Source organism: Planotetraspora mira, assembly GCF_016863275.1.
Lineage (GTDB): Bacteria > Actinomycetota > Actinomycetes > Streptosporangiales > Streptosporangiaceae > Planotetraspora > Planotetraspora mira.
Genome location: NZ_BOOO01000009.1, coordinates 96,617 through 115,180 on the forward strand (window position 1 = coordinate 96,617; position 18,564 = coordinate 115,180).

Annotated in this window: 18 protein-coding genes; 10 read left to right on the top strand and 8 right to left on the bottom strand. The window is 67.8% G+C overall.

Features of this window, described 5'->3' with window-relative positions:
- Positions 1-66: 66 nt before the first annotated feature.
- The 4 genes from Pmi06nite_RS09090 (at position 67) to Pmi06nite_RS09105 (ending at position 3,166) form a co-directional block, all read left to right on the top strand.
- Positions 67-1,137 carry an NADPH:quinone reductase gene (locus tag Pmi06nite_RS09090; protein ID WP_239113772.1) on the top strand — a complete coding sequence of 357 codons (1,071 nt, stop codon included), beginning with the start codon at positions 67-69 and terminating at the stop codon, positions 1,135-1,137.
- Positions 1,138-1,375: 238 nt separating this feature from the next.
- Entirely contained in the window at positions 1,376-1,810 is a 435-nt protein-coding gene (locus Pmi06nite_RS09095; RefSeq protein WP_203952459.1) for an ester cyclase, read from the top strand.
- A gap of 57 nt (positions 1,811-1,867) precedes the next feature.
- The gene (locus tag Pmi06nite_RS09100) at positions 1,868-2,644 is read left to right on the top strand and encodes an aldo/keto reductase (RefSeq protein WP_203952460.1); all 777 of its coding nucleotides are present in this window, start codon (positions 1,868-1,870) and stop codon (positions 2,642-2,644) included.
- 93 nt (positions 2,645-2,737) lie between these two features.
- Entirely contained in the window at positions 2,738-3,166 is a 429-nt protein-coding gene (locus Pmi06nite_RS09105) for an MmcQ/YjbR family DNA-binding protein (RefSeq protein WP_239113773.1), read from the top strand.
- A gap of 78 nt (positions 3,167-3,244) precedes the next feature.
- On the opposite strand, the gene Pmi06nite_RS09110 is transcribed toward Pmi06nite_RS09105, so the two are convergent.
- From Pmi06nite_RS09110 to Pmi06nite_RS09120, 3 genes are all read right to left on the bottom strand, one after another.
- Positions 3,245-3,976, bottom strand: coding sequence for an SDR family oxidoreductase (locus Pmi06nite_RS09110; protein WP_203952461.1), 732 nt, complete (start codon positions 3,974-3,976; stop codon positions 3,245-3,247).
- A 33-nt stretch (positions 3,977-4,009) separates the two neighbouring features.
- Complete coding sequence (locus Pmi06nite_RS09115; RefSeq protein ID WP_203952462.1) at positions 4,010-4,609, bottom strand: MarR family winged helix-turn-helix transcriptional regulator; 600 nt, start codon at positions 4,607-4,609, stop codon at positions 4,010-4,012.
- A gap of 117 nt (positions 4,610-4,726) precedes the next feature.
- Positions 4,727-5,518 carry a helix-turn-helix domain-containing protein gene (locus tag Pmi06nite_RS09120; RefSeq protein ID WP_203952463.1) on the bottom strand — a complete coding sequence of 264 codons (792 nt, stop codon included), beginning with the start codon at positions 5,516-5,518 and terminating at the stop codon, positions 4,727-4,729.
- 246 nt (positions 5,519-5,764) lie between these two features.
- Between Pmi06nite_RS09120 and Pmi06nite_RS09125 the strand changes: the two genes are divergently transcribed.
- The 4 genes from Pmi06nite_RS09125 to Pmi06nite_RS09140 all read left to right on the top strand — a co-directional run bounded on the left by Pmi06nite_RS09125 (position 5,765) and on the right by Pmi06nite_RS09140 (position 11,396).
- On the top strand, positions 5,765-6,715 hold the full coding sequence (locus Pmi06nite_RS09125; protein ID WP_203952464.1) for a patatin-like phospholipase family protein: 951 nt from the start codon (positions 5,765-5,767) through the stop codon (positions 6,713-6,715).
- Positions 6,712-7,590: an alpha/beta fold hydrolase gene (locus tag Pmi06nite_RS09130; RefSeq protein WP_239113774.1), complete on the top strand. Its 879-nt coding sequence runs from the start codon at positions 6,712-6,714 to the stop codon at positions 7,588-7,590. Before Pmi06nite_RS09125 ends, Pmi06nite_RS09130 begins: the two co-directional genes overlap by 4 nt.
- A 336-nt stretch (positions 7,591-7,926) precedes the next feature.
- Positions 7,927-9,579, top strand: a complete 1,653-nt coding sequence (locus Pmi06nite_RS09135; RefSeq protein WP_203952465.1) for an ATP-binding protein — start codon at positions 7,927-7,929, stop codon at positions 9,577-9,579.
- 116 nt (positions 9,580-9,695) lie between these two features.
- Positions 9,696-11,396, top strand: coding sequence for a hypothetical protein (locus tag Pmi06nite_RS09140; RefSeq protein WP_203952466.1), 1,701 nt, complete (start codon positions 9,696-9,698; stop codon positions 11,394-11,396).
- Between the two features lie 43 nt (positions 11,397-11,439).
- On the opposite strand, the gene Pmi06nite_RS09145 is transcribed toward Pmi06nite_RS09140, so the two are convergent.
- From Pmi06nite_RS09145 to Pmi06nite_RS09155, 3 genes are read right to left on the bottom strand one after another with little or no spacing between them, the layout of a single operon-like run.
- The gene (locus Pmi06nite_RS09145; RefSeq protein WP_203952467.1) at positions 11,440-12,105 is read right to left on the bottom strand and encodes a dihydrofolate reductase family protein; all 666 of its coding nucleotides are present in this window, start codon (positions 12,103-12,105) and stop codon (positions 11,440-11,442) included.
- A gap of 8 nt (positions 12,106-12,113) precedes the next feature.
- The gene (locus tag Pmi06nite_RS09150) at positions 12,114-12,608 is read right to left on the bottom strand and encodes an SRPBCC family protein (RefSeq protein ID WP_203952468.1); all 495 of its coding nucleotides are present in this window, start codon (positions 12,606-12,608) and stop codon (positions 12,114-12,116) included.
- Between the two features lie 3 nt (positions 12,609-12,611).
- The gene (locus Pmi06nite_RS09155; protein ID WP_168509396.1) at positions 12,612-12,953 is read right to left on the bottom strand and encodes an ArsR/SmtB family transcription factor; all 342 of its coding nucleotides are present in this window, start codon (positions 12,951-12,953) and stop codon (positions 12,612-12,614) included.
- Positions 12,954-13,322: 369 nt separating this feature from the next.
- Here Pmi06nite_RS09155 and Pmi06nite_RS09160 point away from each other — a divergent pair, with 369 nt between their 5' ends.
- Positions 13,323-14,804: a carboxylesterase/lipase family protein gene (locus tag Pmi06nite_RS09160; RefSeq protein WP_203952469.1), complete on the top strand. Its 1,482-nt coding sequence runs from the start codon at positions 13,323-13,325 to the stop codon at positions 14,802-14,804.
- Between the two features lie 82 nt (positions 14,805-14,886).
- Positions 14,887-15,471 carry a hypothetical protein gene (locus tag Pmi06nite_RS09165; protein ID WP_203952470.1) on the top strand — a complete coding sequence of 195 codons (585 nt, stop codon included), beginning with the start codon at positions 14,887-14,889 and terminating at the stop codon, positions 15,469-15,471.
- Between the two features lie 279 nt (positions 15,472-15,750).
- Here Pmi06nite_RS09165 and Pmi06nite_RS09170 read toward each other — a convergent pair whose 3' ends face one another.
- Together Pmi06nite_RS09170 and Pmi06nite_RS09175 are read right to left on the bottom strand one after the other, a co-directional pair.
- Entirely contained in the window at positions 15,751-16,770 is a 1,020-nt protein-coding gene (locus Pmi06nite_RS09170; RefSeq protein WP_203952471.1) for a DUF8094 domain-containing protein, read from the bottom strand.
- 173 nt (positions 16,771-16,943) lie between these two features.
- Entirely contained in the window at positions 16,944-18,410 is a 1,467-nt protein-coding gene (locus tag Pmi06nite_RS09175) for a M48 family metallopeptidase (RefSeq protein ID WP_203952472.1), read from the bottom strand.
- Between the last annotated feature and the right edge of the window lie 154 nt (positions 18,411-18,564).

Here is an 18,564-nt window from a genome sequence, read left to right on the forward strand (position 1 = left end):
GTGGACGCCAGGGGTTCGGACAGATCTTCGGGCGACAGAAACGCTCGAAACCTGACATCTGGGACGATGGGAAGATCAACGAAGGAGGGGACGACCATCCGAGCCGCTTACGTCGAACAGCGCGGCCCTGCGTCATCGATCCGGTACGGCGAGCTCCCCGACCCGGTGCCCGCCTCCGACGAGGTCCTGGTCCGGGTGACCGCGACGGCCGTCAACCGGGTGGACACGTTCGTGCGCTCCGGCGCCTACCACACGCCGATCCCCCTGCCTCTGGTGCTCGGCCGCGACCTCGTCGGCGAGGTGGCCGACCCCGGCGCCTCCGGGCTCGCCCCCGGCACCCGCGTCTGGTCCAACAGCCTCGGGTACGGCGGGCGCCAGGGCGCCTCGGCGGAACTCGTGTGCGTGCCCGCCGACCGGCTCTACCGGCTGCCCGACGGGGTGGATCCGTTCGACGCCGTCGCCGTGCTGCATCCGGCCGCCACCGCTTACACGGGCCTGGTCCACCACGCCCGGATGCGCTCCTTGGAGACCCTGTTCGTGGCCGGCGGCAACGGGGCCGTCGGAACATGCCTCATCCGGATGGCCAAGGACCTCGGCGTCCGCGTGATCGCCGCCGCCCGCGGCCCCCGCAACACCGAGTACTGCGCCAGGCTGGGCGCCGACGAGGTGATCGACTCCGCCGCGGCCGACCTGGTCACCGCCCTGCGCGGACCGGCCCCGCGGGGCGTGGACGTCTACTGCGACACGACCGGGCGCGGCAACGTCGGCTCCGCGGTCGACGCGCTCGCCGACCGGGGACGCGTCCTGGTGATGGCCGGGCTGGCGAGCGCGCCGGGCGGAGATTCTCTCGACGTGGGCCGTCTCTACATCCACGACCAGTCCGTGGTCGGCTTCGCGATCAGCCTGGCCACGACTACGGAACTGGCCGAGGCCGCCGCCTGGATCAACCGGCGGCTGCCCCGCGACGGCCTCCGCCTGGACACCACGATCCTCCCGCTGGCACAGGCCCGCGAGGCGCACGAGGACACGGAGGCCGCCACCCGGGGCGAGGCCCACCGATACCGCGGACGCGTCGTGCTGCGCGTCGGCCCGTCAGCCGAGGAGCCCGCCGATCAGCCCGGAGTCTCGTGCACGTAGCGGCGGGCAGTACCTGGTGGAGCCGAGGTCAGCGTCAAGCGGAAGTCATGAGCACGCCCGCCCTACGGAGTGGACCACTCCGCGCGTAGCGATTCGATCACAGACGCGCTCGACGACGTCCGGGAGGCGCACCTGACGATGCGGGGCACCGGATGAACGACCGGACTGAAGTGATTCTTCGCGCCCCCGATAACCTGGTTCGAAGGTGGCCCCAGACCGCGAGGAAGGGGGCTCGTACATGTCGAACATGATCAACATGACGGACGACCTGGTCAATGCGCTGAACGCGCACGACCTGGAGGCCGCCCTGCTGTGCTACACCGACGGAGCCGTCTACGTGTCGCCGGCCGGCGTGGGTGAGGGCCGCGGCGAGATCGCCTCGTTCCTGGGCGCGTTCCTCACGGGCTTCCCCGACATTCACTGGACGCCGTGGAGCAGGGCCGTCGTCTGCGGCAACCTCTTGATCACGCAGTGGGCCGTCACCGGTACTCACGGCGGCCCGTTCCTGATGCCGAACGGCGAGATCATCGAGGCCACCGGCCGTTGCGTCAGCGTCCGCGGGTGCTCTCTGCGCACCATGGACGGCGATCGCATCGCCGTCCACTGCGTCTTCTACGACCAGCTCGAGCTGTACGCCCAACTCGGCGCAGAACTCGTTCTCAAACGCCCCTGACCACCGCTACCGGAGCGGCCGTCGAGCAAGGCAGGGCGTTGGTGCAGAATGCTCCGCATGACCAAGACAGTGAACCTGCCTGGCGGTACTGCTCTGCCGTTGATCGGTTTCGGGACCTGGCAGCTGGCGCCTGAGCAGGCGTACGAGTCGGTGCGTGCGGCGCTTGAGATCGGTTACCGGCATGTCGACACGGCGACCTTGTACCAGAACGAGGCGGAAGTCGGCAAAGCCGTCAAAGACAGCGGCCTGGACCGGGAGCAGGTCTTCGTCACCACCAAGCTCCGCCCGGCCGACGCGCGGCAGGCCCGTCGAACCCTGGAGTCGAGTCTTCGGCTGCTCGGCACCGACTACCTGGACCTGTGGCTGATCCACTGGCCGACGGACCAGGACGAACTCATCTCGTCGTGGCAGGAGATGTTGTCCGCCAAGGACGCCGGACTGGTCCGCAACGTCGGGGTGAGCAACTACAGCCCGGAACTGATCGATCTGCTGACCGAGGCCACCGGACGGCAGCCGGCGGTCAACCAGATTCCGTGGAGCCCGGCGCAGCACGACCCGGCCCTGCTGGAGGAGCACCGCGCCCGAGGGGTGGTCGTCGAGGGCTACAGCGGCCTGAAGAACACCGACCTGCACAACCCCGTCCTCACCGAGATCGCCCGGAGGCACGAGGTCACTCCCGCCCAGGTCGTCCTCCGCTGGCACCTGGAACACGACATCGTGATCTTGCCCAGGTCCTCCCGGCGGGAACGCGTCGCCACCAACTTCGACCTGCAAGGCTTCGACCTCACAACCGAAGACGTCGCCGCAATCGACGCCCTCACCCAGGTCGGCTGACCGAAGACGACGGGCGAACCCCGCGCGAAGCCGATTCGCTGCGGGGTCGCGGCATGGCCTGACGTTCCGCTGGGAGCCGCCTACGCTGAGGCTGTGTCCGATGATGACGGAAGCCGGCCGGCCCGCGTCGAGGACGTGCACGAGCTGGCTCTGGCCATGCCGCACGTCACCGTCGAGTACGGGACCGGCGACAATCCGGTCTACCAGGTGGGCGGCAAGTCGTTCGTCTTCTTCCGCACCCCACGACCGGACGCGGTCGACCCCGACACCGGGGAGCGCTATGCGGATGTGATCGTCTTCTGGGTCGAGTCCGAGGCGGACAAGCAGGCACTGGTTCAGGACGAGGCGTCGCGGTTCTTCACCACCGCGCACTTCGACGGTCACCCGTCTGTGCTGCTGCGGGCCGGCCGGATCGGTGAGCTCACCCGGAACGAACTGGCCGAGGTGGTCCAGGACGCGTGGCTGTCCCGCGCATCAGCGCGCAGAGCGGCGGCCTGGCTCCGCTCGCGTCACCCGGAATGATCACACCTCGCCTCCTTGTCCTGCCCACGGGGCGGCGTGGGCCTCGGGAACGTCGTTCGGTTCCCGGGTGCAATCGGGTCAGGCGGCGGCTTCGGCGATGGGGCGGACAACGATCTCGCTGACGTCGATGGAGGCGGGTTGCTCGATCGCGTAGGCGATGGCGTCGGCTACGGTGCCCGCCGGCATGTTGAGTTTGTCCGCCATGGTGCGTACCCAGGCCATGGTGCCGGGATCGCCGCCCAGCGTGTTCAGTTCGGATTCGGTGAACGACGGGCTGATCACGGTGACCCTGATGTCCTGTTGTTCCTTACGGAGCCCTTCGGCCAGCGCGCGGACCGCGAACTTGGTGGCGCTGTAGACGGCGGAGTTGGGTACGACGTCGTGGCCGAGGGTGGAGGACACATTGATCACGTGGCCCGACCGTTGCGCGCGCATCAGGGGGAGCACGGCCGCGATGCCGTGCAGAGTGCCGCGGAGGTTGACGTCGATCATCTGGTTCCACTCCTCGACGCGCAGTGCGTCGAGGCGCGACAGGGGCATGACGCCGGCGTTGTTGACGAAGACGTCGACGCGCCCGTGCCGGCGGTGGGCCGCCTGGACGAAGGAGTCGACGCTGTCCGGGCTGGTCACGTCGAGGACCATGTGCTCGGCGGAGCCGCCGTCCTTTCGGATGGCGGCGGCCAGGTCGGCGAGCCGGTCGGCGCGACGGGCGCCGAGCACCACATGGTGACCCGACATGGCGAGACGCAGTGCGGTCGCGGCGCCGATTCCGCTGCTGGCTCCGGTGATCAGGACGATCTTCTTGCTCACTTCATGTCCTTTGGTTCGTGGGTCTTGGGAGGGTCATCCGTGGCCGTGTGAGTCCGGCGAGCCGACAGAGGGGTCCAGTACGGCCAGCACCCGTTGCAACATCACGATGTCCTGGTGCGCCTCGGCTCTGTCGAGGGTCTCCAGCCCCGCGTGCACCGTGCACATCCGCCGGACCGCCTGGTCGGCGATGTGCCGTCCGGCCGGTTCCAGGCGGGCCAACTGACCGCGAGGTGTCTGCGGGTCGAGGTGCCTGCTCACCAGGCCGCGTTCACACAATCGGTTCACCTGCTTGGTCACGGCGCCGGAGGTGACCATGAGCCGGCGAAACAGCTGGGTCGGGCTGAGCGCGTAATCCGGTGGGGATCGGCGCAGGGCCAGCAGGATCCGCATCTCGGACGGCAGCAGGTCGTACTCCTTGGTGAGTTCCGTGAAGTCCTGTTCGAGGAGTTGCGCGATCCGGTGGACCATCGATGCCAGCACGATGTTGGTGACGTCGAGATCCGGTAGTTCCCGCTGCCAGAGGGAGGCCACCCCCATGGGATCGGGGCCGCTGACGCGAGGGGCGCTGAACGGCGCTACGTCGTCGGGATCCCTGCGGCTGGGGGCACCGGGACGGAAATCTGAATCGCTCACAAGCCTGTGACCAGTATTTCTTCCTAGGAAACCATCTTCCTGGGAAGATAGCGACGAATCCGGTGCGGCGCAAGCAGGGAAGCTGCGGCAGTGGGACACGTCACGTCGAAGGCCTGCTCAAGCGCGGCGGCGCAGGATGGTCTCGGTTTGCTCGTCGGCCGGAAAGAACAGCTCGATCGACAGGTCGGACAGGGTGACGTCCATCGGGGTCCCGAATGTGCTCAGCATGGTGAACATCGATAGTTCCTCGCCGTCGAGCTCCAGCCGCCACGACAAGACCGGGTCGTCCGCTTCGTCTGAGGAAAGTCGGCTCCAGGTGTGGCGTTCCGGGATTGCGGGCCAGGTCGCGATCTCGTCGGCGAGTGCGGCGAGGCAGGGGTCCTGGGTCCGCACGACGGCCCGGTCGAGCCGGCGCAGCAGGTAGGCGGACCACTGCGGAAAGTTTCGGGTACGGCCGGCGAGCCCGGCGGGGTGCAGGGCCATCCGGAAAACGTTGGCCGGCACGCCAAGCACGTCCTTCGGGATGCCGGAGACCAGTCGGCGCGCAGCGCGGTTGCTGAGCTGTATGTTCCACTGCCGGTCGATTGCGATGCCGGGGAACGGGTCGTGCGTGTCCAGCAGCGCCTGCAACGAGGCTCGGACCCGGGACAGAGCCGACTCGGTCAGGGGTGTCTCCGGATAGCGGGGAGCGTATCCGGCCGCCAGAAGCCAGTCGTTCCGCTCCCTCAGCGGCAGGTCCAGATGTTGGGCGATCTTCATCAGCACGTCGGCACTCGGCTTCGACTTGCCCAGCTCGACGAAGCTCAGGTGGCGGGGCGAGATGCCGATCTCATGCGCCAGATCCATCTGGCTGCGCCGGGCCAGTCCCCGTTGCCGGCGGATCAGGTGACCGACGTTCGAAGCTGTCACGAGACGTCACGATAGCCGCCGGGCCGGCGCGCGCCGGAATGAGTACCTGCCAGGTATTCGCATCCCCACCCACCAAGCGCGCAGGATGGCAAGGCCCCCTCAAGGCGTGAAGGGAACCGAGAATGCCGCTCCTCCTCACCGCGGACGGAACCCGACGCTCACTGCTCGCCGCCGATATCCGCGAACAGACCACACGCAACCAGCCATTGAAATAATCGGCATCACACATGAAAAGAAGGTGGAACGGTGACCGCCACTGTCCGTCAGTTGCTCCGTGACCGCAAGCGACAAGGAAGCGTTCCCGGAAATCGCAGCGACGACGCGCGCCTGGTGTTACTGGTCGAAGGCGGAAGCTCTCGTGGTGCGTATTCGAGCGGCATGACGATCGCCATCGAACAACTGGGGCTGTTGCCGATGTTCGATGCCGTGTACGGCAGTTCCGCGGGAGCACTGAACGCGGCGTGGCTGCTGTGTGGTCGCGCCGAAAGCAGCATGCACGCATGGTGGGATCCGATCATCATGCGGACGACCATCGACCCGAGGCGTGCACTGCTCCGGCAGCCGATCGTGGACACTCGTTTCCTCGTCCACACCGTGTACACCGAGATCCTGCCGATGGGGTTTCAGGAGATCCTCGACAGCACCGTTGAATTCCACCCCATCGCCACAGACGCCCGCACAGGCCAGGCCATCGATCTGCACGAGCGGATCCGTGACCAGGCAAGCTTGCAGGCCGCACTCCGCGCGTCGACTGCGATGCCGCTTCTCGCAGGCGAACCGGTTGAGATCGACGGACGGCCGTTCGTCGACGCCGGGCTGAGCGAGGCGATCCCCGTGCGGACGGCACTTGCTCAGAAAGCCACACACATCGTTGCGCTTCGCACTCGACGTATCGACGAGACCGCGTCGGCTCCGTCCCGCGGCGAACGCCTGTTGTTGTCGCGATGGTTCACCCGGCGCGCACCAGGGGCCATCGAGACATGGCTGCGCCGCGAGGCCATCAGAGCGGAGGAAGAGCGGCTTCTGGCGTCGCACCCCGCCACCCTGCAGATCCGCCCACCCATCGGCAGCGCGAAGATCGGCCGTACCGAACGACGCCCACGCCTGCTCCGCGCAGCCGTCGACACAGGTCGGCAGGCGGCATTGAACGAACTGCGCTGCGTCGAAGACGCCTCCATGAGGTTCGCCCCGAGGTGACGCCGATCCCCGAGGAGGTCGGCATGCTCGACCCGGCTCTTGGCACCGGCAAGACCGTGGCCCTGCCCAGCGGCCGGGTCGCCTACACCGAGCGCGGCGCCGGCCCGCCTGTCGTGTTCGTGCATGGCCTACTGGTCAACGCCAACCTCTGGCGCAAAGTCGTGCCGGCCGTCGCGGACGCGGGATTGCGCTGCATCGCGCCGGATTGGCCGCTCGGCGCGCACCGGGTCCCCATGCCGGCCGACGCCGACCTGACGCCCTCCGGGGTCGCCAAGCTGATCGCGGAGTTCCTCGACGCGCTCGACCTGACTGACGTCACCATGGTCGCCAACGACACCGGCGGCGCACTCACCCAGATCCTGATGGCCGACCATCCGGAACGGATCGGCCGTGTTGTGCTCACCCCGTGCGACGCGTTCGAGGAGTTCCTGCCCGATCCGTTCACCTCGCTGCCCAAGCTGGTTCGGCCGCCCGGTGCGGTCTGGCTGGCCAGCCGGCTGCTCCGGCTGCCGATTGTGCAGCGGCGGCCGTCCGCGTTCGGCCTGCTGGCCAAGCGCGGCATCCCCGCCGAGATCATCGACTCCTACCTGCGGCCGAGCTACGACAGCAGGCAGATTCGCAGGGACACCAAGCGGTTCGTCATTGGTGTGCACAACAGATACACGCTGGCCGCTGCCGAGGCACTGACCGGATTCAGCAAGCCGGTGTTGCTGGTTCGCGCGGAGGACGACCGAATCTTCCCTGCCCGGCTCTTCGAACGACTCGCGGCGACCCTGCCCGACGCCCGACTGGTCACGGTCGCCGATTCCTATACCTTCGTGTCGGAGGATCAGCCGTCCGAACTGGCCCGGCTGGTCGTGGAGTTCGCCGCATGAAGAAGTCAGGGTGAGCATCGCGATCACCAAGAATGTCTACGGGCACTCGTGGAGGGCGATAAGCGCGGCGACGGAGGCCATTTCGAGCGGTCTCCTGGGGAAACAGAGGCGGGTGGCTCCCAAAGAGGGAGAAGAGACCGTGTGAGTCCCGAGATCAAAAAGCGCCTGACGGCATATTTCAGCTCAATGTGATGGGGACGCCCCTCGTGGGTCGAGAACGATCTATGAAGGATCTCCCCGGCACACACGGCAGTCTCTTTCGGAATACATACCCTTAAGAGATTATTCGCCGTTTGGGCGGATTGCACAGGTGGTGGGCAAGGGGGAAAAACCGCCATGACAGCCAGCGACGGCCTGGAGGACTGGGCGGGGTATGGGTTCAGCGCGGAACTCGTCAGAGCCCTGTTCCACGGTCTGCGCGTGGGTCTGTACGTGGTCGACCACACGGGGAAGATCCTCCTGGTCAATCCGTATGCCGAGAGGCTGCTCAATCGTCCCGCACGGCAGTTGATCGGGGTCGACCCCCACGACCTGCTGCACCGCAACGCCGACGGAAGCCCGATCCCCCGGGAGGACTGCCAGATTCTGGCCGCGTTCGCCGAGGGGGTGTACGTCCGCAGCGAGGAGGCGTGGTTCACCCGCGGATCCGGAGGCCTTATCCCGGTGGGCGTGATGGCGGCCCCGCTCCCGTTGGACGGGGGGAAGGACATGGGCTCGGTGGTCCTGTTCTACGACCTGTCGCGGCACAAGGCCGTGGAGCACAAGCAGGCGATCGCCCTGGCGGCACTGGAGAAGCTGACCGACCGGTTGTCGCTGATGGCCGAGACCAGCAGCGTGCTGGCCTCCACCCTGAAGGTGGATGAGGCGCTGCGGCGGCTGTCGCGTCTGGTGGTGCCCCGGCTGGCCGACTGGGCGATGATCGACCTGCTCGGCCCCAGCGGTGACAGCGTGGACAGGGTGGCGGTCGTGGTCAAGCAGGGCCGGAGCGGTGTCGAGTGCAAGCAGTGGGAGGGGCCGCTTCCGGCGTTTCCGGAGACCTCCCGGGCGCCGATGGCGCGAGTGCTGCGCGGCGGCCCCGCGGTGCTGTTCGGTCCTGAGGACGTGGCCGAGCGAATCGACTCGGAGGAGTGCAGCAGTCAGCGCCGGCGGCCGTACGAGGAGTTGGGTGCCCATTCGGTCATCGTCGCGCCGCTGCGTACGCCGCGCCGGGTGCTGGGTGCGCTCACCCTGGCTCGGTACGAGACCTCCCCGGCGTACGACTCGGCCGATCTATCCCTTATCGGCGACATCGCCAGCCGGGCCGGGCTCGCCGTGGACAACGCGAACATGTTCGAGGAGCAACGCCGGTTCGCCGCCTCCACCTCTCACGAGCTCAGAACGCCGCTTGCCGGTCTCCGCACCCGGCTCGAGGAGGCGGTGCTCTACCCCGCCGACGTCGACCCGCATGTGACCATCAGGGAGGCGCTGACGGTCACCGATCGGCTGGAGACGATCGTCGACGACCTGCTGGTGTCGGCTCGCCTCCGTGCCGGAGGGCCGGCCGCGTACGAGCCGATCGACCTCGGTGCGCTGGCGGCGAAGGAGGTGGCGGCCATGGCGAGTGGCGTCCCGGTCCACGTCGACGCGGACCGGGATGTGAACGTTCTGGGCAACCGGATCCAGCTGATCCGGGTCATCGACAACCTCCTGGTCAACGCCCGGCGGCACGCGGACAGAAGGGTCGAGGTCACCGTGGGACGAGTGGAGGGCTCGGCCGTCGTCACCGTGTGCGACGACGGTGCTGGAATCGCGCCACAGGACCGAGAGCGCGTCTTCGAGCGCTTCGTCCGACTGGACGAGGGCCGGCGCAGGGAGCCGGGAGGCAGCGGGCTCGGCCTTGCCATCTCGCGCGACATCGCCCACGCCCACAACGGGACCCTCACGATCGAAGACTCCCCGTGTGGTGCCCGGTTCGTCCTCCGGCTTCCGCTGACGGACAGGCGTCCGTAGCCTTCGCAAGCCACCACCTCGGGCCACCCCTCGTCGGGGGAAAGGCGCTCGAGGTCGTCTTCGGCCCGTTGGCGGCCGCATGTAAACCTTGATCATCCATTGGTAGTCTCACCGCTGTGCCGACACCGTTGAACCATGCCACCTCCTGGCGCAGGCCGTTCGCCCTCTTCTTAGGCATCGCGCTCGCCGCCATGCTGATCGTCGTCGCCCACCCGGCCTCCGCCGGGGCGCTGACGATCCGATCCGCGAAGGCCACCACGCCGGGGTCGAGCACACAGATCGAGGTGAGCGCGGCCTCGGACAGCGGCATCACCAAGATCACGGCAAGGCTGCGGCTGTACGGCAAGGACCCATTCGGGACGGTCGAGGACTTCGAACTGGTCAGCGGAACCGCCACCGACGGCATCTGGCGCACTTCCCAGCCGGTTTCGCTCGAAACGGCCATCGTCTACGTCGATGTCGACGCCACCGACGCTTCCGGCGCGACGCTTACCAGGAACTCCGCCGGCAGCATCGACAGGCGTGCCAAGGCGCGGTTCAGCGAGTTCACCGCCTCCCCGTCCAGCGTGGACATCGACCACGACACCGTGACCTACGCGGGGCGACTGGTCTACGAGGACAAGGACGGCAGCGAACACGGGATACCAGGCGCATCGCTGTGTCTGGCCCTCGAGGGCAACTGCATCAGCGAGGGAACGACCGACTCGAACGGAAGGTTCTCCAGCCCCGTCCGTCTGGGTCTTGGGCCCAACAGCACTTACGCAGTCCAGCGCAATGCCGTTGCGCTCTACTACGGAAGCGCGCACTACGGGCTCGCTACGTCCCCGTGGGGCCATTTGTGGTTACGCCCCCAGCAGACCCGGCTGTCCATCGGCTTCTCCTCCCAGCCGAAAGTCATCGGCGACAGCGTTCGGGTCACCGGCCGGCTCGAACGCGAGATCGCCGCTGGTCGGTGGGCGGGCCTTCCGGATCAGCATCTTGACATCTACACCTACGACTCCGACACACAGAAGAACACTCTTGTCGCGACGGCGCGGACGGGATCGGACGGGAGCTACTCCAAGTCGGTGGTCGTACCGCAGGCCACCCAGTGGTCAGTGTCCTTCCCGGTACGGCGGACGTCGGACGGCGGTTTCGAAATCGGCCCCTATGCACCTACCAATAAGGGCGTCGACAGGGTCATCGTCTCCCAATACCGCACGTCCATCAGCCGATTCGCGCTGTCCCCGAACCCGGTCGGCAAGGGTACGCAGATCACCGCGAGCGCGCTCCTGACCAAGCGCACCGCCACGGGAGCGGCGCTTCCGGTGAAGACCGGCTACGTGGATCTGCAGTTCTCCAAGGACAAGAAACACTGGTCCTGGGCGGGACAGAGCACCCCCGGCGCCAACGGGCAGCTCCAGGTGCGCGCGACCGCCGTGTCATCCGGCTACTGGAGGCTGGTCTACGACGGTTGGGAACACCGCAATCTCGAATCCGTCAGCGCCACCGCCCACGCGACGGTGAAATACCGGACGGCGATCTCATCGCTCAACGCGAAACCGGAGCCGGTGCGCAAGGGTAAGACGATCACGGTGAGCGGCGTCTTGAAGCGCTACACCTCGGCCTGGCACCCCCTCAAGGCCAAGGTGAACATCTACTTCCGGGCACACGGGTCGAAGACCTGGTCCTACGTGGGCACTGCCGGCGCCGACAGCCACGGCAAGTGGCACAAGGGCTTCAAGGCGCGCAAGGACGGCTCCTGGATGGCCAAGTACCAGGGCACTTCCGTGTACCTGCCTGCGACGAGCGCCCAGGACTACGTCGACGTGCGCTGAGGCCTGTCAGCACCTCGGCGGGCGAGCGCCGAGGTCGAGACAGTTACCGCTCCCGGACCGCGTAGGTCAGGTGGGTCACCCGCTGCGTCGGCTCCGCGCGGACCGGCTCCAGGGCCACGCGGCCCGCGTCCACGCCCTCGAACAGGCGGATTCCGGAGCCGAACAGCACGGGTGAGAGCGCGATCGAGAACTCGTCGACCAGGCAGGCGTTCACGTACTTCAGGATCGTCGCGCCGCCGCCCGCGATGCGGACGTCGCGGTCGCCGGCGGCCTCGCGGGCCTGGTCGAGCGCGGTCTCGATGCCGTCGTCGACGAAGTGGAACGTGGTCCCACCCGGCCGCTCCCAGGGGTCACGCTTCTCGTGCGTCACGACGAAGACCGGCGTGTGGAACGGCGCCTCCTCCGGCCACATCTGCTCGCCGAGGTCGAACATGCGCTTGCCCATCACGCTCGCGCCGGTGCGCTCGAACGTCTCCCGCGCCACGTCGTTGTCGCGGCCCTCCTCGCCGCCCTCGCCCAGCTTCAGGTTCTCCCGGATGAACCGCAGCGGGAACAGCCACTGCTGCAGCTCCGTCCACTGTGCCATCCAGCGCTGAACGTCCGGGTCGTCCTGCTTCTCGGGGGCGAAGAAGTCGCCGACGGGCACGGACTCGGGCGCGACGAAGCCGTCCAGCGACATCGACACGCTGAAGAACACCTTTCCGGCCATCCCTCAACTCACTTCCGAACGATCTCGGTGACGTAGGCAGCCAGGTTGCTCAGGGTCTGCCGGCCGCCCTCGATCGCGTGGTACTTCTCGACCGCCTCGTCGCGCAACTCCTTGGTGGGGAACACCGTGCGCATCTCGATCCGGGTCACCGCGCCGTCGGGCGCGAACGTGATGACTGACTCGAAGGCGTTCGGGTCGCCGCGGGACTCGCCGTGCAGCAGCGCGATCCGCTCCGGCGGGGCGATCTCGGTCCAGGAGATCCACTCCTGGTAGTCCGTCCCGTCCGGTCCGTGCATCACGAAGTCCCACTCCGCGCCGACGCGGAACTCGAACGCCCGCGTGGTGGTGGTGAACCCCTCCGGTCCCCACCATTGCGACAGATGCCGGACTTCGGTGAACGCCTCGAACACCAGCTCCCGTGGGGCACTGATGACCCGGGAGATCACGATCTCGCGGTCGGCCGTCGCTGACTGCGCCGGCGCGTCCCGTCCTATCGCTGCCATCGGTTACTCCTCCTGCCTTGCCTGCTTGAGGTCCTGCACGTACGCGTCCAGCCGGTCGAAGCTCTCGTTCCAGAACCGCTCGAACCCGCCGGTCCACTCGTGGACCGGTCGCAGCCCGCGGGCGTCAAGGCCGTACAGGCGCTGCTTGCCTGCCTTGCGGTCCCGCACCAGCCCGACCTCCCGGAGCACCCGCAGGTGTTTGGACGCCCCCGGCTGGGTCATCCCCAGCTCCTGGGCCAACTCGGTCACCGGCCGCTCACCCGCCCGCAGCAGCAACAGGATCTCCCGGCGCTGCGGCTCGGCGATCGCGTTGAAGACGTCCGACGTCGTCGCTGCTCGTGCCATGGGCAGCATCATATGCCGATATCGGAATGCGTCAACCGGAGGAATCAGGCGGGTCTTGTCAGATGACGATCGTGACCCTTGTCAGCGGCTGCGGAACCGCGTATCCCGGAGACGGCACGCGCGACGGCGGCGACCACGGCTGATGGCATGCTGATGGCGCGACGATGAAGTGGGTCGGTTCGCTCCGGCCGACTCGTACGACGGGGGGTGTAGTCGCGGGGACATCAGGGAGACGACGCGAAACGGCGGGAGGATCGAAACGCTGTCTCCATGCGAATAAGGTTCCCATTGCTGATCTTGGCCGCCGCCGTAGCCTTGCTGCCGGGGACAACGCATGCGCAGGCGTCGGGTGCTCCCCAAAGGGCCACCGTGCACACCACCGAGGGCACCCTGGGGGGTGTCGTCACCTCAGACGTCCGGACCTTCTCCGGCATCCCCTACGCCGCGCCGCCGACCGGCGCGCGGCGCTGGCAACCCCCGGGCCGCGCTCCGGTGTGGACGGGCGTGCGCGACGCCACCAAACCCGGCAGCCCCTGTCCCCAACTCGACGGCAGCACCCCCGGCCGGCCACCCAAGGTGGTCGGCAACGAGAACTGCCTCTTCCTCAACGTCACCACGCCCGCTGCGCGCTCGACCGGGCCGCTTCCGGTCATGGTCTGGATCCACGGCGGAGGGTTTGTGCAGGGCGCGGGCAGCGACTACGACGCGACCCGACTGACCACGCAGGGGAAGGTCATCACGGTGACCCTCAACTACCGGCTGGGAGCTCTGGGCTATCTGGCCCATCCCGACCTGCGCGACCCGTACGCGGGCAACTACGCGCTTGCGGACCAGCAGGCCGCGCTGCGCTGGGTGAAGAGCAACATCGCGGCCTTCGGCGGTGACCCCGCCAACGTCACGATCTTCGGCGAGTCGGCCGGCGGCTTCAGCGTGTGCGCCCATCTCGAAGCGCCGGGCTCACGAGGGCTGTTCCAGAAGGCGATCGTGCAGAGCGGTCCCTGCGGCAACGACTTCGTCACCCTCAAGGAGGCCCGGGCACGGGCCACGAAGATCGCATCCGACCTCGGGTGTACGACGCAGGTGCTGGCCTGCCTGCGGGCAAAGCCCGTGATGGATCTGCTGCCCATCGGCTCCGACCGGGTCTTCACCGCGACCGCCCGCATCGGCGACATGCCCTGGATCTTCACCGCGGGCACGCCCGCGCTTCCGCTGCAGCCGCTTGACGCGCTGCGCCGCGCGCGCACCGCGCGGGTGCCGCTGATCCAGGGCGGCACCCATGATGAAATGCGTCCCTTCGTCGCCGTGCAGTTCGACGCACAGGGTCTGCCCGTAACGGCGCAGCAGTACCCGCAGATCCTCCTCGACCTCATGGGCGACGACGCCAGAGCCGTGCTCGATCGCTATCCGCTCGGCCGCTTCGCCACCCCAAGCCTGGCGCTGGCCACCGTCCTGAGCGACTGGGGCCGTAAGCTCGGCGCCTGCTCCCAGATTCCCGCCGCCGAGGCGGCGGCCCGCCATATGCCGGTATACGAATTCGAGTTCGCCGAAGACTCTGGACAGCAGATCGTCGGTCTCCCGCTCGGCGCCGCGCACGGCACCGACGTGCCCTACCTCCTGGACGGCCAAGGCACGCCGCTCACCACCCCTGCGAAGCAGGAGCTGTCACGCGACATGATCGCCTACTGGACGCGCTTCGCCGCGACCGGCGACCCCAACGGTCCCGGGCTGCCGCGGTGGCCGGCCTACCGCTCCGGTGGTGGCGCCACGCTCTCGCTCGCTTCCGGGCCGGACGGCATCCGGCAGGTGGACCTCGCCACCGAGCATGACTGCGCCTTCTGGAACGGCAACTGAACCCCCACGGCACGCCCGGCTGACGGTTCGGTTGGCCGGGCGTGGCCCAGCGAATCCGGCAATCAACTCAGAGGGAGTTCCAGTGGACAGGGGACAAGGCGCGCAGGCATCCCCCGGCAGGTCGAGGCCGCCTGACGCGCGCGGGACGGTCGGAGCGCGGCAGCGGCCCGGGGCTCGGCTGTCCCCGCCGTGGCGCAAGGCCCTGCGCACCTTGCATGTGATCAGTTCGGTGGGGCTGCTGGGCGCCGACTCCGCCATCCTCGCTCTCGTCATCGCCGGCTGGCAGGGAACCGACCCTGTGATCATCTATCCGGCCGCGCACCTGCTGGGCCTGGCGCTCATCGTCCCCCTGGCGCTGCTCTCACTCACCACCGGCCTTGCGCTGGGCCTGCTCACTCCGTGGGGGGTGCTACGCCACTGGTGGGTGCTCCTCAAGTTCCTGCTCACCGCCGGCGGCACCCTCCTGGCCCTGTTCGTCCTTGTGCCCACCCTCGAAGACGCTGCCGCCACGGCACTCGCCGGTCGAGCTCTCGCTGACCCGTTCGCGCTGGTCAAGGACTCCGGGGGTGCGTGCGGCGTGCTGATCGTGACCGTCGCGCTCAGCTCCTACAAGCCGTTCGGCCAACTGCCCTGGGTGCCCGTCCGGAAGGCAAGACATCTGACGTAAGCGCGACGCGATCTTGCGGCTTGGTGCCTTCTGCTGGACGAGTCGGAGTAGGTGGACATGGTCTCCGACGCTTCTCGGCAACCCGTCCGACCCGGATACCTTCCCGCACCTGTTCTCCAAGCTGGCCCAGAAGACCGGCCGAGGCGGGTGGCTTCCAGAGATCGAGTCGCGAGTAGATGGTCAGCAGCGGTTCGCTGGAGATCTGGAAGGGCCGGTCCCGAGGATCGGAACCGGTCTCTGCTACCGGTGGAGCCAGGGGGATTCGGTTGGCCGGACGCGTCAGCGACCCTTCACAGACACCGGAAACCATCGGTTCGCGATGATCTGGACCTTTCCTTTGCCCTTCGGAGGGATGTAGGCCAGTATCTCGTTGCGCTCTACGCTCGTGATGGACGATCTGACCGTCGAGGGGATCCCGAAGCCTTTCTGGAAGTCGCCGAAATCGGCGCTCTTCCACGTCATGCCCGCTGCGTTGTCCTTGCCGCGATAGGACGCGTTGACGTCGATTCCGAACCAGGCCAAGGCGCCGCCTGTTTTCGTGCGAACGGCATAGATGGGGGTTTTGGCGGCAACCGCCCGGCTTGTCCCTGTCCAGTTGTTCCCCACGTACGCCTTGCGGGTGTTGAGGAGTCCTTGGTACTGGCTCTTGACCAGCCGGCCGAAGTCGAACTGCTTCGCCCAGGCACTGCGTGTGCCACGGGTGATGACTTCTGCCAGCGCCGGGGCGACCTTGCTCGGTGGGACCACAAGGCCGGGATCACCGGCCGGCACCACATCGGGGAAGTCCGCGACGTCGACTCCGGAGGCTATGGGTCCCGTCGCCTTCCTCGAGAACGGCGCATACGCCACCCGCCACGGGGCGCCCGCCCGCTCCTGGACGAACAGCAGGATGTCCCGCGTGGCGGGCTTCGACCCGCTATCGGTGGCTGCGGCGAAGAACCATTTGGGATAGCCGGAGAACTTCGGTGCCGCAGCCAACCCCGACGTGTACTTCACCGGGCCGAAGTTCAGCCCGTTCCGCTTGAACACCTTGTACTGGGCGTTGTGGATCTGGTGCGCGGAACCGCTCTCCACCTTGCTCGCAAGGCTGCTGTTCAACTTGCCGTTCGCGGCGTTGATCCCCTGCATGTAGCGCTTGATCACGCTCTGGGCGGCCTTCTCGCTGAGGGCGGGAGTCGGAGACGGCGGTGGGACCGGTGGCTTGCTGACGGACGGGGGCTCGCCACCGTCGACGAAGCTGCATCCACCGACGACCACGGGCAGGACCACGATTGCGGTAGCGAGGATCAGGCGCACCATTTCTCTCTTTCAGGGAATTTGCAGGCGACATACTGCTACTAGTCAGACGAGTCGGAACCCAGCGGAGGCTCCCCGTGCCCAAATCAGGGTGAAGACCGTGGCGGCGAACCGATCCGGGCTGCCCTGGTAGACAGAAGGTCTGGGGTTCGACTCCCCAAGGACGCCCTCGTCCGTCAGTTGCCGACGGGCATCGGAGGACGGTAGTCGACGGGGATGCCCATCTGGGTGAACCAGCCACGCAGGCTCGCGACGGCCGCGGGATCGGCCACGACCCGCGCGGCGTACTGGTTGATGTCGACCTCGTTGCCCACCGGGTCGAGCAGCTTGGCAGGACCCGTCCAGGACAGCGTCCACCGGGCCTTACCGTGGCTGATCAGTACGCCCTCGATCGCGCGGGCCAGGACCTTGGCCACCAGGTCCGGCGACGGACGCCAGTTCAGCCGGATCAGCTCGTCGTGGAGGGCGGCGGCCCGGCCCCGGGCCAGCGCTTCCAGCGCGGCGTCCAGGAACGGCTCGCGCGCACCGACGACCCGCTGACCCGCGACGGACAGGTCGTGCACCGCCTCCTCGTTGACGCCCGCGTACATGCCCTGGGCGACCATCTCCTCCCATGGCAGCGGGCGCAGTCGGAGCGCCTCGTCGGTCCAGAAGGTCTGCTCCACGGCATTCGCGGCGATCGCCGGATCGCGGAGGAGGACCAGCGCCGGACGGCCATCGCGTTCGCGCGGCGCATCGGCCAAGGCCGTGATCGCGTCGAGCCGCTCGCGCAGGCTCGGGTGCGAATCGTACGGACTGGTCTCCTCGCCTGCCCCATCCGCCTGGGCGATCTCCGTCACGTGGGCGTCGACGAGGGCGTGGAAGCCGCCGAACAGGTTCGCCGGACGGCTTGCCGCCATGCCGGTCATGCCGACGTACCGGTCGATGAACAGGTTCCACACGTCGGCCGTGCCGTGCACCTTGCGCAGGGCGTTCCCAGCGGCCTCACGTCCCGCGATAGCGACGGCGAATTCGTCGGCCTCCAGTTCCTGGTTACGCGAGACGGTCTGGGAGACGCGCAGGAAGAGCTTGGCGTAAGCGAAGAAGATCTTCTGGATCCAGGCGTGGTTGCCGAGCGATTGGACCGCCGCGAGCACGGCGATGCGACCCCGGTACACCGGCGCCCCCAGACGGGTGTGCGCACCGCTGTAGTGGCCGAGTTCGTGCCCCAGCACCGCGCGCATCTCGTCCGCGGTGAGCGTCATCAGCAGAGGCATGCCGATGTACATACGGCGGCGGCCCGCCCGCAACCCGAGCCAGCTCGTGTCCTCACTCACCGCCGCGTTCACCTCGGCCACAAACCGGATCTCGTCCGGAGGACGGGTGCGCACCACCGCCGCCAGTTCCTCGACCGTACGCCAGAGCACCGGCTCCTGCTCACGGATTACGGCGACGCCCGGCTCCGCGTGCGACCTGCGCCTGTTGACCAGGATGAGGCCGCGCAGCAACGCCAGAGCGGCCAGCGTGAGAACAATGGCGATCTTCAACGCACCGGAGGAGAGGTGCTGGACGGCGAGGACGTCGAATACCGCAGCGACTCCGAGGACGGCGGCGACGAGCACGTAGAACCCGGCCAGAAGGCCGAATGCCAGCGCTGCTCGCATCGCGGTGACCATGTCAAAGCTCCCTTGAAGGACGTTAAGAAGCGTCCGAAATAATAGGTTTGATACACGTTGGACCGGAGTCCGGCTGTTCAGAGCAGTACGGCTCGATCCGGTAGGGCCGGAGTGCCCGAAGGCACGGGTTCGGGGATGTATC

Bases quoted from the DNA above. Each gene is read 5' to 3' on its own strand.
- Pmi06nite_RS09095 (WP_203952459.1), top strand. From the start codon at position 1,376: ATGTCGAACATGATCAACATGACGGACGACCTGGTCAATGCGCTGAAC.
- Pmi06nite_RS09150 (WP_203952468.1), bottom strand. From the start codon at position 12,608: ATGGCAGCGATAGGACGGGACGCGCCGGCGCAGTCAGCGACGGCCGAC.
- Pmi06nite_RS09135 (WP_203952465.1), top strand. From the start codon at position 7,927: ATGACAGCCAGCGACGGCCTGGAGGACTGGGCGGGGTATGGGTTCAGC.
- Pmi06nite_RS09175 (WP_203952472.1), bottom strand. From the start codon at position 18,410: ATGCGAGCAGCGCTGGCATTCGGCCTTCTGGCCGGGTTCTACGTGCTC.
- Pmi06nite_RS09090 (WP_239113772.1), top strand. From the start codon at position 67: ATGGGAAGATCAACGAAGGAGGGGACGACCATCCGAGCCGCTTACGTC.
- Pmi06nite_RS09100 (WP_203952460.1), top strand. From the start codon at position 1,868: ATGACCAAGACAGTGAACCTGCCTGGCGGTACTGCTCTGCCGTTGATC.
- Pmi06nite_RS09170 (WP_203952471.1), bottom strand. From the start codon at position 16,770: ATGGTGCGCCTGATCCTCGCTACCGCAATCGTGGTCCTGCCCGTGGTC.
- Pmi06nite_RS09155 (WP_168509396.1), bottom strand. From the start codon at position 12,953: ATGGCACGAGCAGCGACGACGTCGGACGTCTTCAACGCGATCGCCGAG.
- Pmi06nite_RS09145 (WP_203952467.1), bottom strand. From the start codon at position 12,105: ATGGCCGGAAAGGTGTTCTTCAGCGTGTCGATGTCGCTGGACGGCTTC.